The 13,593-nt window shown below is 55.9% G+C and carries 13 protein-coding genes; 8 read left to right on the forward strand and 5 right to left on the reverse strand.

Annotated features, from left to right (window positions below):
- Positions 1-91: 91 nt before the first annotated feature.
- Positions 92-1,150: an AI-2E family transporter gene (locus CTZ24_RS14050; RefSeq protein ID WP_208723840.1), complete on the forward strand. Its 1,059-nt coding sequence runs from the start codon at positions 92-94 to the stop codon at positions 1,148-1,150.
- A gap of 34 nt (positions 1,151-1,184) precedes the next feature.
- Here CTZ24_RS14050 and bcp read toward each other — a convergent pair whose 3' ends face one another.
- Positions 1,185-1,652 carry a thioredoxin-dependent thiol peroxidase gene (gene bcp, locus CTZ24_RS14055; RefSeq protein ID WP_208723841.1) on the reverse strand — a complete coding sequence of 156 codons (468 nt, stop codon included), beginning with the start codon at positions 1,650-1,652 and terminating at the stop codon, positions 1,185-1,187.
- A gap of 145 nt (positions 1,653-1,797) precedes the next feature.
- Positions 1,798-2,352: a glycine cleavage system transcriptional repressor gene (locus tag CTZ24_RS14060; protein ID WP_021184305.1), complete on the reverse strand. Its 555-nt coding sequence runs from the start codon at positions 2,350-2,352 to the stop codon at positions 1,798-1,800.
- Between the two features lie 143 nt (positions 2,353-2,495).
- Between CTZ24_RS14060 and dapA the strand changes: the two genes are divergently transcribed.
- The 6 genes from dapA (at position 2,496) to ypfH (ending at position 9,044) form a co-directional block, all read left to right on the forward strand.
- Positions 2,496-3,374 carry a 4-hydroxy-tetrahydrodipicolinate synthase gene (gene dapA / locus CTZ24_RS14065; protein ID WP_013510033.1) on the forward strand — a complete coding sequence of 293 codons (879 nt, stop codon included), beginning with the start codon at positions 2,496-2,498 and terminating at the stop codon, positions 3,372-3,374.
- 13 nt (positions 3,375-3,387) lie between these two features.
- Positions 3,388-4,419, forward strand: coding sequence for an outer membrane protein assembly factor BamC (bamC, locus tag CTZ24_RS14070; protein ID WP_021184304.1), 1,032 nt, complete (start codon positions 3,388-3,390; stop codon positions 4,417-4,419).
- 143 nt (positions 4,420-4,562) lie between these two features.
- Positions 4,563-5,276 carry a phosphoribosylaminoimidazolesuccinocarboxamide synthase gene (purC, locus tag CTZ24_RS14075; RefSeq protein ID WP_013510031.1) on the forward strand — a complete coding sequence of 238 codons (714 nt, stop codon included), beginning with the start codon at positions 4,563-4,565 and terminating at the stop codon, positions 5,274-5,276.
- Positions 5,277-5,447: 171 nt separating this feature from the next.
- Positions 5,448-6,314 (forward strand): KPN_02809 family neutral zinc metallopeptidase, encoded by an 867-nt coding sequence (ypfJ, locus tag CTZ24_RS14080; protein ID WP_208723842.1) that lies wholly within the window; start codon positions 5,448-5,450, stop codon positions 6,312-6,314.
- Positions 6,311-8,272, forward strand: coding sequence for a tRNA(Met) cytidine acetyltransferase TmcA (locus CTZ24_RS14085; protein WP_208723843.1), 1,962 nt, complete (start codon positions 6,311-6,313; stop codon positions 8,270-8,272). Before ypfJ ends, CTZ24_RS14085 begins: the two co-directional genes overlap by 4 nt.
- Before the next feature lie 73 nt (positions 8,273-8,345).
- The gene (ypfH, locus tag CTZ24_RS14090; RefSeq protein ID WP_021184301.1) at positions 8,346-9,044 is read left to right on the forward strand and encodes an esterase; all 699 of its coding nucleotides are present in this window, start codon (positions 8,346-8,348) and stop codon (positions 9,042-9,044) included.
- Positions 9,045-9,141: 97 nt separating this feature from the next.
- Here ypfH and CTZ24_RS14095 read toward each other — a convergent pair whose 3' ends face one another.
- Genes CTZ24_RS14095 through CTZ24_RS14105 form a run of 3 tightly spaced genes read right to left on the reverse strand, consistent with a single transcriptional unit; the run spans position 9,142 to position 10,841 of the window.
- Positions 9,142-9,330 (reverse strand): YpfN family protein, encoded by a 189-nt coding sequence (locus tag CTZ24_RS14095; protein WP_208723844.1) that lies wholly within the window; start codon positions 9,328-9,330, stop codon positions 9,142-9,144.
- A gap of 22 nt (positions 9,331-9,352) precedes the next feature.
- Complete coding sequence (dapE, locus tag CTZ24_RS14100) at positions 9,353-10,480, reverse strand: succinyl-diaminopimelate desuccinylase (protein WP_021184299.1); 1,128 nt, start codon at positions 10,478-10,480, stop codon at positions 9,353-9,355.
- 1 nt (position 10,481) lies between these two features.
- A complete protein-coding gene (locus CTZ24_RS14105; RefSeq protein WP_021184298.1) occupies positions 10,482-10,841 on the reverse strand; it encodes an ArsC family reductase in 360 nt (119 codons plus the stop codon).
- Between the two features lie 225 nt (positions 10,842-11,066).
- Here CTZ24_RS14105 and katG point away from each other — a divergent pair, with 225 nt between their 5' ends.
- Positions 11,067-13,232: a catalase/peroxidase HPI gene (gene katG, locus CTZ24_RS14110; RefSeq protein ID WP_208723845.1), complete on the forward strand. Its 2,166-nt coding sequence runs from the start codon at positions 11,067-11,069 to the stop codon at positions 13,230-13,232.
- Positions 13,233-13,593 lie beyond the last annotated feature (361 nt).

Here is a 13,593-nt window from a genome sequence, read left to right on the forward strand (position 1 = left end):
GATTTGTAGCGGCGCGATTTATCGCGCAGATTTTTCCCGTATAGTGCACGGGTTTGCGCGATAAATCGCACCGTTACGGGAAAGGAAAGGTATGCTGGCTCTGCTTATTCAATGGTACAGACGTCGCTTTAGCGATCCCCAGGCAATTGGCCTGGTGGCAATTTTGCTGGCGGCGTTTCTTATCCTCTTCTTCTTTAGTGGCTTGCTGGCCCCGCTGTTGGTGGCGCTGGTGCTGGCGTATCTGCTGGAGTGGCCAACAGTCCGTTTAGAGCGGGTGGGATGTAGCCGCACCTGGGCTTCCAGCATCGTGCTGGTGCTGTTCGGCGGTATCGTGCTGGTGATGGTGTTGATTGTTGCACCCGTCGCATGGCAGCAGGGCATCAACCTCACCCGCGATCTCCCCAATATGCTCAACAAACTTTACCTGTTTGCCGCCGGACTGCCGAAGCGTTATCCGGCACTGGTGGATGCGGGCATCATCGACATCGTGGTCGAAAACTTACGCAGCCGCCTGACCGGGCTAGGTGAGTCGCTGGTGAAATATTCACTGGCGTCGTTGGTTGGGCTGATGACGTTGATGATTTACCTGGTGCTGGTGCCGCTGATGGTGTTTTTCCTGTTGAAGGATAAAGAGCAGATGTTAAATGCGGTGCGTCGCGTATTGCCGCGCAACCGTGGCCTGGCAGGCGTGGTGTGGCAGGAGATGAACCAACAGAGCACCAACTATATTCGCGGCAAAGTGCTGGAGATGGTGGCGGTGGGCGTGGTGAGCTGGCTGGCGTTTCTGCTGCTCGGCCTTAACTACGCGCTGCTGCTGGCGGTGCTGGTTGGGGTATCGGTCCTGATCCCTTATATCGGTGCGATGCTGGTGACCATCCCGGTCATTGGCGTGGGGCTGTTCCAGTGGGGCCTGGGCAGCGACTTCTGGACCATGTTTGTGGTTTATCTGGTGATTCAGGGGTTGGATGGTAACGTCCTGGTGCCGATTCTGTTCTCGGAAGCGGTCAACCTGCACCCGCTGGTGATCATTCTCTCGGTCGTGATTTTCGGTGGGTTGTGGGGCTTCTGGGGTGTGTTCTTCGCCATCCCACTGGCTACGTTAATCAAAGCGGTGGTTCGGGCCTGGCCGGAAGAAACTATCGTGAATTAAAGAAAACGGGTGCGTGGTACGCACCCGTTGCTCATCAGGCTGACTGGAGGTAATCCAGCACGATCTCGTGGTGGTTAGACGTTTTGAAATCGTCGAACACCTTCTCCACCTTGCCATTACCATCAATCAGGAAGCTGATGCGGTGAATGCCGTCGTAGGTTTTACCCATAAAGGTTTTCTCACCCCAGACGCCAAACTGTTCGCATACCTGATGGTCTTCATCAGACAGCAGCGTAAAGTTCAGCAGCTCTTTTTCGGCAAAACGCGATAGCTTCTCCGGTTTGTCAGTGCTGATACCCAGCACTTCCACACCGACCTTTTTCAATTCATCCATGTTGTCGCGCAGGCCGCAGGCCTGTACGGTGCAGCCCGGCGTCATGGCTTTCGGGTAGAAATAGACCAGAACGCGCTGTCCCTGGAAGTCGGCCAAATTTACTTGTTCGCCATCCTGATCGGGCAAGCTAAATTTCGGTGCGGTATCACCGGCTTTCAGTGGATTCATCACAACTCTCCATTTTTTTCTTCATGCTGTGGGTAATACACCATCAGGGCCAAAAGTGCCAGGTGGAGTTTACCGTCAGGGTTATTTCCGCACACTGTTTATCCAATCCGGACAGAGTGTGTGACGAAATAACCCGGAGGTCGCATCAGTGCGGTACGGCATCATCCGCCACGCTATATAAGCGAATCGTACCCTGGGCGTGCAGTTCCTGACAGAGTTGATTAAACGCCGGTTCGATACGCGCGCCTTCAGCGCTGTGCGCCGTCATCTGAATATACAGGGTAGGCGGTACACCATCCTGCGCCGGTTGAATGCGCGAAACCAATTCAGCAATGTTCATTTGATGTTTATCGAACAGGTCGGTAAACCGTTCGATGATATGCGGGGAATCCGGAACTTCAACCTGAACCCAGACGGTGGCCGGCATTGGTGGCGTGGCGCGCGCATTGGTGCGCTTCATCACGATCAACAACTCCAGCTCAGCCCCTTTCATCGGCAGGGTGGATTCAATCAGGGTAATGGCATTCCAGCTTCCGGAGAGCAGCATAATAAAGGTGAATTCATCACCGAGCATCGCCAGGCGACTGTCTTCGATGTTGCAGCCGCAGCTGCTGACATGGCGGGTGATGGTATTCACAATACCCGGACGATCAACGCCCAATGCGGTGATCACCAGATGGTGAGGCTGTGGCTGCGACAAAATGACATTTCCTGTGTGTTCGCTAATAACCATAAGGTAAACATAAAAAAAACTGCTGACAAGCGCGGGAATGGCGTGGCTCGCTTGCTTTTCCCACAGCGTAAAACGTACCATGAAGCACTTGTTTGTCGAGGGGATCGCCCATGTTCACCGGAAGTATTGTTGCGCTCGTAACGCCAATGAATGACAAAGGCAATGTCTGCCGCGCGAGTTTGAAAAAACTGATTGATTATCATGTCGCCAGCGGCACCGCGGCGATTGTTTCTGTTGGCACCACCGGCGAATCAGCCACCCTCAGCCATGAAGAGCATGGCGATGTGGTGATGATGACCCTCGAACTGGCCGATGGCCGTATTCCGGTGATTGCCGGAACCGGCGCAAATGCCACCGCTGAAGGGATCTCGCTCACCAAACGCTTTACCGGCACCGGTGTGGTGGGTTGCCTGACCGTGACCCCGTATTACAACCGTCCGACGCAGGAAGGATTGTTCCAGCACTTCAAAGCGATTGCGGAAAGCACCGATCTGCCCCAGATGCTGTATAACGTGCCTTCACGAACCGGTTGCGACATGCTGCCGGAAACCGTTGCGCGTCTGGCCGAAATCAAAAATATTATCGGAATCAAAGAGGCAACCGGGAACTTATCGCGGGTTAGTCAGATCCAAGAGCTGGTTGATGATGAATTCATTCTGGTAAGTGGCGATGACGGCACCGCGCTGGACTTCATGCAACTGGGCGGTAAAGGCGTTATTTCGGTCACGGCCAACATTGCGGCTCGTGAAATGGTTGAACTGTGCGCACTGGCGCAGCAGGGCAACTTCGCCGAAGCGCGTCGCCTGAATCAGCGTCTGATGCACCTGCACCAGACGCTTTTCTGTGAACCCAATCCTATCCCGGTGAAATGGGCCGCGAAACAACTAGGATTAATCGCGGATGACACGCTGCGTTTGCCAATGACGCCGCTGACCGAAGCCGGTCAGAGCAAAACGGCGCAGGCATTGATCAAAGCGGGTCTGCGATAATTAGGGAGAATCAATGCGTTATACAGTGAAGCGCTCGACGCTGGCGACTGTGGTGGGTTTGTCCACCCTGATGCTGCTGTCAGCTTGTTCCAGCGATCAGCGTTATAAGCGCCAGGTCAGTGGTGATGAATCTTACTTGCAGGCGCCTGAACTGCATGATTTAAAAGCTCCGGCGGGAATGATTCTGCCTGTGCAGAATGGTGATTATGATGTACCGCACGCCGTTGCCAAAGGCGCGGTAGGTAAAGAACTGGATATTCGTCCGCCTGCTCAGCCGCTGGCGCTGATGAACGGTACACGCGCGCAGTTCACCGGCAATACCGGTGTTCTGGCAGTGGAAAGCAGCCGTGGCTCCATCTGGTCTCAGGTGGTGAACGTGGTGCAGTCGTACAAATTCCCGATCGCCCAGCGTGATGATGCTGCCCAGCAGCTAACCACCGATTGGGTGCAGTGGAACCGTGCGGATGAAGACAATCAGTATCGTGGCCGTTACCAGGTCAGCGTGCAGAATCAGGGCTATCAGCAGGTGCTGACGGTGCGTCTGCTTGAGCTGCAACAGTCAGGCCAGACGGTGACGACGCCGGTTCAAATCCAGCGCTACACCGCGCAGATGTTGAACGACCTCAGCACCGGTATGGATAAGATCGATACCGCAGCTCAGGATGCCGCAGCCGGTCGTGGTGTAGGCCAGATTGCCGTTCAGAGTGGTGCTGATGACACTGGCTTGCCGTTGTTGATTCTGCGTTCGCCGTTCAACCTGACCTGGCAGCGTCTGCCAGCGGCGCTGAAGCGCGCAGGCATGGAAGTGACCGACAGCAATCGCTCGCAGGGCAGTCTGAACGTCACCTACAAGCAGCCGGGCAGCGGCGCGTGGGATGACATTGGTGCGAAAGATCCGGGTTTACCGAACGGCGATTATAAATTGCAGGTCGGTGATCTCGATAACCGCAGCAGCCTACAGTTCATTGATCCTAAAGGTCATGTGCTGACCCAGTCGCAGAATGATGCGCTGGTGGCGGTGATGCAGGGCGCACTGAACAAATAAATTGCCTCAGGCCGGAGAATATCCGGCCTTTTTTTTGAGATTTTGGCATAATAGCGCCCGGCGAGGTAAACGATTGCGTATTGCCGCCGTGCAGTGGGCAACCGCTGTTGAACACGGGTTCTTTCATGTTTGGAGTTAACAAGATGCAAAAGCGAGCTGAGTTGTATCGCGGTAAAGCGAAAACCGTATACAGCACCGACAATCCGGATCTGCTGGTACTTGAATTCCGCAACGATACGTCAGCAGGAGACGGTGCACGAATCGAGCAGTTTGATCGCAAAGGAATGGTGAACAACAAATTCAACCATTTCATCATGACCAAATTGCAGGAAGCGGGCATTCCGACCCAGATGGAAGCGCTGCTGTCGGATAACGAAGCGCTGGTGAAAAAGCTGGAGATGGTGCCGGTGGAGTGCGTGGTGCGCAACCGTGCGGCAGGGTCACTGGTTAAACGTCTGGGCGTAGAAGAGGGCATGTTGCTCAATCCGCCGCTGTTTGATCTCTTCCTGAAAGATGACGCCAAACACGACCCGATGGTGAACGAATCTTACTGCGAAACCTTTGGTTGGGTGAGCAAAGAGAATCTGGCGCGCATGCGTGAGCTGACCTACAAAGCGAACGACGTGCTGAGCAAAATGTTTGATGACGCCGGTCTGATCCTGGTCGACTTCAAACTGGAGTTTGGTCTGTTCAAAGGCGAAGTCGTACTCGGCGATGAGTTCTCACCAGACGGCGCACGTCTGTGGGACAAAGAGACGATGGACAAAATGGACAAAGACCGTTTCCGTCAGAGCCTGGGCGGCCTGATCGAAGCCTATGAAGAAGTGGCGCACCGTCTGGGCGTGAAACTGGATTAATTAATCGGTAACCATTGACGGCACCCCATGTAGCGGCGCGATTTATCGCGCTGCTTTTTTTTGTGCCGCGTCCCGAATAGCAGGATAAATCGCGCCGTTACGCGCTGGTGCTTCCTCCTGCCGCCATCTAAAATCATGCAAAGCCAATTTTGATCAAAACAGGAGCATGCCATGCGCTGGCAGGGACGTCGCGAAAGCGACAATGTGGAAGACCGACGCGATCAATCGCCGGGTTACAGCGGTGGTCGACAGATCCGTCTGCCGCGTGGTAAAGGCGGCATCATCCTATTAATCATCGTGGCGGTGGCCGGTTACTACGGCTATGACCTGACGGCGCTGCTTGAAGGTGGCGGCAATCTGACGTCCACCACGCAACAACAGCGTCAGGCGAAACCGGCACAGGATGAAGCCGCAAAATTCACCTCGGTGATCCTGGCGACCACTGAAGATACCTGGGACAAACTGTTTCAGCAGATGGGCAAACAATATGTGCCGCCGAAACTGGTGATGTATCGCGGTGCAACGCGCACCGGCTGTGGTACTGGCCAGTCGGTAATGGGACCTTTCTACTGCCCGGCGGATCAGACCGTCTACATCGACTTGTCTTTTTACGATGACATGAAAACCAAACTCGGTGCGGGCGGAGATTTTGCTCAGGGCTACGTGATTGCGCATGAAGTGGGTCATCATGTGCAGAAATTGTTGGGGATCGAACCCAAAGTACGTCAGATGCAGCAGGGCGCCAGCCAGGCGCAGGTTAATCAATTATCGGTGAAGATGGAACTCCAGGCCGACTGCTTTGCCGGTGTCTGGGGCCATTATATGCAGCAACAGAACATCCTCGAAGTGGGGGATTTGCAGGAAGCGCTGAATGCAGCTGAGGCGATCGGTGATGATCGCTTGCAACAAAAAAGCCAGGGGCGGGTGGTGCCTGATAGCTTTACCCACGGTACGTCGCAGCAGCGTTATACCTGGTTCAAACAGGGTTTTGACAGCGGCAACCCTGGTCAATGCAACACCTTTGCCAGCAAAGGATGAACCTGCGTGAAGTCAGCACGGCGATGCAGCGGGCAGGCATTCGCCGTCTGTGCGTGATCAGCGGCAGCAGCGCATGGACGAGCCAGCAGGTTGCCCAGTGGCGCAGTACCTTAGCAGGTGACTGGCTATGCATCAGCGAACAAACCGATTTCAGCGCGACATCCCATGCCCCAGCGGCGTTACGCACGTTGCTGGGACGGGAATTCCTGCACGCTATTTTTGATGCCCGTCATGGCTTCCATGCCGAAGCGTTTGCCGCGTTGGCGGGTACCCTGAAAGCCGGAAGCTGGCTGTTGTTGCTGACGCCGCCGTGGCAGGCATGGGCCAGCCAGGCGGATGCCGACAGCCTGCGTTGGGCGGATGTCTCCGTCGCGATCGCCACGCCGCATTTCACCCGTCAATTACAACAGAGCATGCTTGATGACCCCCAGGTGATGTTGCTGCGGGAAGGCTATCCCGCGCGTGCACCGCAGGCGATCGCCTGGCCGGAGTGGCACTGTCGGGCACCGCAACAACAGCAGCGTATCCTGCAACAATTACTGGCCATGCCCACCGGGGTGGCGGTCATCACCGCCGCGCGTGGGCGTGGCAAATCTGCGCTGGCGGGTATGCTGGCGCGGGAAAAACGCCCCTGCCTTGTCACCGCCCCCGCGAAAGTCTCCACCGACGTGCTGGCGCAGTTTGCCGGTGAGCATTTTCAGTTTATCGCCCCGGATGCGTTATTGGCGATCAATCCTCCTCCACAGGCGGAGTGGCTGATTATCGATGAAGCGGCGGCGATTCCGGCACCGCTGCTTGCAAAGCTGGTGGCACGCTTTCCGCGTGTGTTGCTGACGACCACGGTACAGGGTTATGAAGGGACCGGGCGCGGTTTTATGCTGCGCTTCTGTGCCTCGTTGTCGGATGTACATTATTTCGCGCTGGATGAGCCACTGCGCTGGTCGCCGCACGATCCGTTAGAAGCCTGGCTCAGTCATGTCCTGTTATTTGAGGACGCGCAGGAGAGTGCGCCGCCGTCTGCGATCTCGCTGTTTCCCGCCTCGCCGGAACAGCATGCCGAAGCCCTGGCTGCGGGGTATCGCTTGTTAGCCAGTGCCCACTATCGTACTTCGCCGCTCGACTTGCGGCGGATGCTGGATGCTCCCGGTCAGCGTTTCTGGCTGGCGGGTACGCCAGACAACGTTCAGGGGGCGTTGTGGTTGGTAGAGGAAGGTGGGCTGGATCCCGCGCTGGCCTGGTCAGTATGGGCAGGGTTGCGTCGTCCCCGTGGAAACCTGGTGGCACAATCGCTGGCCGCCCATGCCGGTTTCGTTGAGGCTGCGACCTTGCGATCGCGACGCATCAGCCGTATCGCGGTGATGGCGGCGCAGCGGCAGCGTGGTATTGGAACCGCGTTGGTCGCGACGGCCCGTCAGCAAGCGCAGGGTTGCGATTATCTCTCGGTGAGTTTTGGCTATACCGAGGCCTTGTGGCGTTTCTGGCAGCGCTGCGGCTTTACCCTGGTACGCATCGGTTCACAGCGCGAAGCCAGTAGCGGATGTTACGCCGCGATGGCGATGCTGGCACTGACGCCAGCAGGCGAAATGTTGCAACAGCGGGCGGCCCGCAGATTGGCGCGTGACTGGCCGTGGCTGCAACAGTTGATTGAACTGGATCTGCCGCTGGAGCCGGAGGGGGAGCAGCAAACCGATGACGATGATCTGGCGTTGCTGGCCGGTTTTGCCTGGGCACAACGTCCGTGGGAGGCCAGCTTCGCGGCTTTGCAGCGCCTGGTACGACAACATCCACAGCCGTTGTTGCACGCCATACTTGTGCAAAAACAAGCGCTGAGTCAGGTGGGGAGTGGCGGGCGCAAAGCCTTGATGGCGCAGCTACGGGTTGAGGCGGCTCAGGCGCTGACAGACAGGGATGCCAGTGCGGCATCTCGCTGGCAACAACGGCTCGCGTCATTGCAATAAATCCATTATCTCATTCAAATTTTCCCAATATCACTGTGCTCACAGCGGCGTATAGTGATCACAGGAGGATATTATGGCACTACATTATGTGATTGTTCAGCAACCGAGCACCGACCCCGCGCAGCTGTTTCTGCTGTACCACGGTGTCAACGATAACCCGGACTCGATGGCGCAGATCGGGAGCTGGTTTGCGCGTGCCTTCCCGGAAGCGCTGGTGGTGGCGGTGGGGGCACCCTTGCCCGGCAGCGTACCGCAGGGGCGTAAATGGTATGCCGAAATCCCGGCGCACGATCGTTCCGAACAGCAGGGCGTCGATGGGGCGATGCCGGAATTTATTGAATCGGTGCGCCACTGGCAGCAACAAAGTGGGGTCCGACCGGAAGCCACGGCGCTGATTGGTTTCTCGCAGGGTAGCACCATGGTGCTGGAAGGCGTGAAGGCCCAGCCGGATCTGGCCGGACGCGTGGTGGCGTTCAGTGGACGTTACGTGACGTTACCGGAACGCGCCAGTACCCGTACCACTATCCATCTGATTCACGGCGACTATGATGATCAGATCCCGATGCAGCATGCTGAGGACGCGGCGCAGCGTTTAACGGCGTTGGGCGGTGACGTCACGCTGGATATTGTGGAGGATTTGCCACATGCCATCGACGATCGCAGTATGGAACTGGCGTTGAATCATCTGCGCTATACCGTGCCGCGTCGCTACTTTGACGAAGCGCTGAGCGGTGCGAAACCCGGCGATGATGATGTGGTGATGATGGTGTAACTCATGGTCCCGTAGCGGTGCGATTTCTCGCGCGGTTTGGTGCGTGATGCGGGAAAAAACTGCGCGATAAATCGCGCCGCTACGATGGTGCTAGATGTTATTTCTTCTTGGGCCAGTCGTCGTCATCGTCCCACTTGTCGTTGAAATCACGATGTGGCGGCAGATCCGGTTTGTTTTCCATAAATTTTTTATGGTCGATACGTTTCAGGTCTTTGTAGACGTTCATCAAAATACCGACCATCAGCAGGATCACCAGGATCCACCAATACTCTTTCAACCATTCCATTTGCCCACTCCTTATGCGTGTCTCAGGCGATCAGCTGTTCCATGATGCGCTGATACATACGGCTCAGCATCTGCAAATCTGACGCCTTCACGCATTCATTGATTTTATGAATGGTGGCGTTCACCGGGCCGAGCTCCACCACCTGCGCCCCCATGCGGGCGATAAAACGTCCGTCGGAGGTGCCGCCGGTGGTCAGTAACTGCGGCTTGATTTCATTATAGTGTGCCACCGCGTTCACCACGGCATCCACCAGCTTGCCGCGTGATGTCAGGAACGGCTGGCCGGAAAGATTCCACTCCAGCGTGTAGCGTAACTGGTGGCGATCCAGCAGAGCGGCAACACGCTCACGGATCATCTGGTCGGTCAGTTCGGTACTGAAGCGAAAGTTGAACTGAACGAAAAATTCGCCAGGAATCACGTTGTTGCTGCCAGTGCCTGCCTTGACGTTGGCAATCTGCATGCTGGTTGGTGGGAAGAATTCATTCCCCTGATCCCACTCGGTGGCCACCAGTTCATTTAACGCAGGCATGGCGCGATGCACCGGGTTATCCGCCAGATGCGGGTAAGCCACATGCCCCTGCACGCCGTGAATGGTCAGATTGGCGGTGATGGAGCCGCGACGGCCATTTTTCACCACATCGCCGACCACTTCGGTGCTGGATGGCTCACCCACCAGGCAGTAGTCCATGCGTTCATTGCGCGCCATCAGGCGTTCAACCACCTTCACCGTGCCGTTAACGGCGCTGGCTTCTTCATCGGAGGTGATCAAAAAGGCCAGACGCCCCTTATGATTGGGATGGGCCGCAACAAAGCGTTCTGCCGCCACCACCATCGCCGCCAGCGATCCTTTCATATCGGCGGCACCGCGACCAAACAACATGCCGTCACGAATGGTGGGTTCAAACGGGGGGTTAATCCAGCGGTTAGCATCACCGGGCGGCACCACATCGGTATGACCGGCAAATGCCAGGGTTTCACCCTCACCACGCGTTGCCCAGAAGTTAAGGGTATCGCCAATGTGCATTGGCTCCACCTGGAAGCCAATCGCCTCCAGTCGGGCAATCAGCAGCGCCTGACAACCCGCATCATCCGGGCTGAGGGAAGGGCGGCGAATCAGCTGCTGAGCCAGCTCAATAACCGGACAAAACATGTTATGACTTCTCCTGGATAAACGCGTGATAAAGGGATTCATTAAAGCCCACCAGCAGGTCGCCATTGGCCGCCGCCAGCACCGGGCGCTTGATGATGGCAGGTTGCGCCAGCATCAGGGCTTTGGCGCTGTCAGCATCCTGTACCGCTTCGCGTTCTGCTTCTGGCAGTTTGCGCCAGGTGGTGCCACGGGTATTGAGCAACGGCTCATAACCCAGCGTGTCAATAAACGACTGCAACAGCGCATCGTCCACGCCATCTACCCGATAATCATGGAAGCGATAATCAATGCCAGAAGCCTCTAAATATCGGCGGGCTTTTTTAATGGTGTCACAATTTTTAATGCCGTAGAGCTGGAACATAGTATTTGACTACTCTTTTAGCGTGAAGATGGATTGCGTGGTCGGCCAGGGATTGTAACAAGGTTGCCAGACGGGATAACAGCGATCTTGTATTCTCACTGGCAATTAAGCGCAGGCCCACTATTGTATAAAGATAATAACTATCAAATCGTTTGATCTAAATGAGTATTACCTATCAATTGAGGTGTTTTAATCTAGTCGCAAATTAAAAAAGCGGAGAGCAACATGAGCAATTCAAACGAAACAAACCCGACAGCAGCCAAATGCCCCTTTCATCAGGGTGCAGACCTGCCTGCTGCGGGGGGCGGAACCAACAACCGTGACTGGTGGCCCAAGCAGTTGCGTGTCGATTTACTGAATCAGCATTCCAATCGTTCGAATCCCCTCGGTGAAGACTTCAACTATCGTGAAGCCTTTAGCCAGCTTGACTATTTTGCCCTGAAAGCCGATCTGAAAGCGCTGCTCACCGACTCTCAACCCTGGTGGCCTGCCGACTGGGGTAACTATGCCGGTTTGTTTATTCGTATGGCCTGGCATAGCGCGGGGACTTACCGTATGACCGACGGGCGCGGTGGTTCCGGTCGCGGTCAGCAGCGCTTTTCGCCGCTGAACTCCTGGCCGGATAACGTCAGCCTGGATAAAGCGCGCCGCCTGCTGTGGCCGGTAAAACAAAAATATGGTCAGAAAATTTCCTGGGCTGACCTCTATATCCTCGCCGGTAACGTGGCGCTGGAAAATGCGGGTTTCCGCACTTTCGGTTTCGGTGCCGGACGTGAAGATGTCTGGGAACCGGATCTGGATGTGAACTGGGGCGATGAAAAAACCTGGCTGGCCCACCGCCATCCAGAAGCGCTGGCAAAAAATCCCCTCTCTGCCACCGAAATGGGTCTGATTTACGTCAACCCGGAAGGTCCGAACGCCAGTGGCGATCCGGCCTCGGCGGCCCCGGCTATCCGTGCCACCTTCGGCAATATGGGTATGGATGATGAAGAAACCGTGGCGTTGATCGCCGGTGGTCATACGCTGGGCAAAACCCACGGTGCTGGTGCTGCCAGCCATGTCGGTGCTGAGCCGGAAGCGGCTCCGCTGGAATCTCAGGGTTTTGGCTGGCAAAGCAGCTACAACAGCGGTGTCGGTGCGGATGCCATCACCTCGGGCCTTGAAGTGGTCTGGACGCAAACGCCGACCCAGTGGAGCAACTACTTCTTCGAGAACCTGTTCAAATATGAGTGGGTGAAAACCCATAGCCCGGCGGGGGCGATTCAGTACGAAGCCGTGGATGGACCGGATATCATTCCAGATCCCTTTGACCCGGCGAAAAAACGTAAGCCGACCATGTTGGTGACTGACCTGACGCTGCGTTTTGATCCGGAGTTCGAGAAAATCTCGCGTCGTTTCCTGAACAATCCGCAGGCATTTAACGAAGCCTTTGCCCGTGCGTGGTTCAAACTGACTCACCGCGATATGGGGCCGATTGCACGTTACTTAGGCCCGGAAGTGCCGAAAGAAGCACTGATCTGGCAAGATCCGCTGCCGAACCCGTCACACAATCCAACCGCAGCCGATATCGACAACCTGAAAACGGCGATTGCCGATTCCGGTCTGACCGTAGGTGAGCTGGTTGCGGTGGCCTGGGCTTCCGCTTCGACTTTCCGAGGTGGTGACAAACGTGGTGGTGCCAATGGCGCACGCGTGGCTCTGGCACCACAGAACAGCTGGGAAGTGAATGCCGGTATCCAGCCTGCGCTGGCGAAACTGAAAGCAATCCAACAGGCCTCCGGTAAAGCATCGCTGGCGGATGTGATTGTGCTGGCCGGTGTGGTCGGTGTTGAGCAGGCGGCGCAAGCGGCGAATGTTGCGGTTAAGGTGCCGTTCACTGCCGGTCGTGTCGATGCCACCCAGGAGCAGACGGATGTCGAGGCATTTGCCCTGCTGGAACCGGGTTACGATGGTTTCCGTAATTATCAGCGTGCAGGCACTACGCAAGAGGCGGAAACGCAACTGATTGATAAAGCGCAACAACTGACCCTGACCGCACCGGAAATGACGGCACTGATAGGTGGCTTACGTGTGCTGGGTGCCAACTTTGATGGTAGCGAACACGGCGTGTTTACCGCCAACAAAGGCGTGTTGAGCAATGACTTCTTTGTCAATCTGCTCGACATGGGCACCGAATGGAAAGCGGTAGATCAGGCGAAAGGTCTGTACGAAGGGCGTGACCGTAGCAGCGGCGTCGCCAAATACAGCGCCACCCGTGCTGACCTGGTGTTTGGTTCTAACGCGATTCTGCGCGCGCTGGCGGAAGTGTATGGCAGCAGCGATGGCCGCGAGAAGTTTGTGCATGACTTTGTGGCTGCCTGGACCAAAGTGATGAACCTTGATCGTTTCTGATGCATAAAGTGGACTTCCGGGGCGACCCGGAAGTCTGGATCTTATGTGTTCGTAGCAGCGCGATTTATCGCGCTGTTTTTGTTTTTCATTCCTGTTGTGCGATTAATCGCGCCCCTACTCAACAGGATATATTCAGGACCAGTAACCGCTTTCATTAACGTCCTGAATAGTTCCCTTCCGTACCATAAGCCTGATCAGAATTATCCTAAGCCGAAAAATGTGCTACGCCTTGTCACCAGGAATTTTCTCCCGTTGCGTTAGGGGTTTGCTGAAATGTGCGTCAGTACGCAATTTGAGCAAATTAACGCTTTTGCCTGCTTTTGCCGATACAGATAACAGGTGGAAACGTATTCACCTGTAG

The organism is Pantoea phytobeneficialis, from assembly GCF_009728735.1.
GTDB classification, from domain to species: Bacteria; Pseudomonadota; Gammaproteobacteria; order Enterobacterales; family Enterobacteriaceae; genus Pantoea; species Pantoea phytobeneficialis.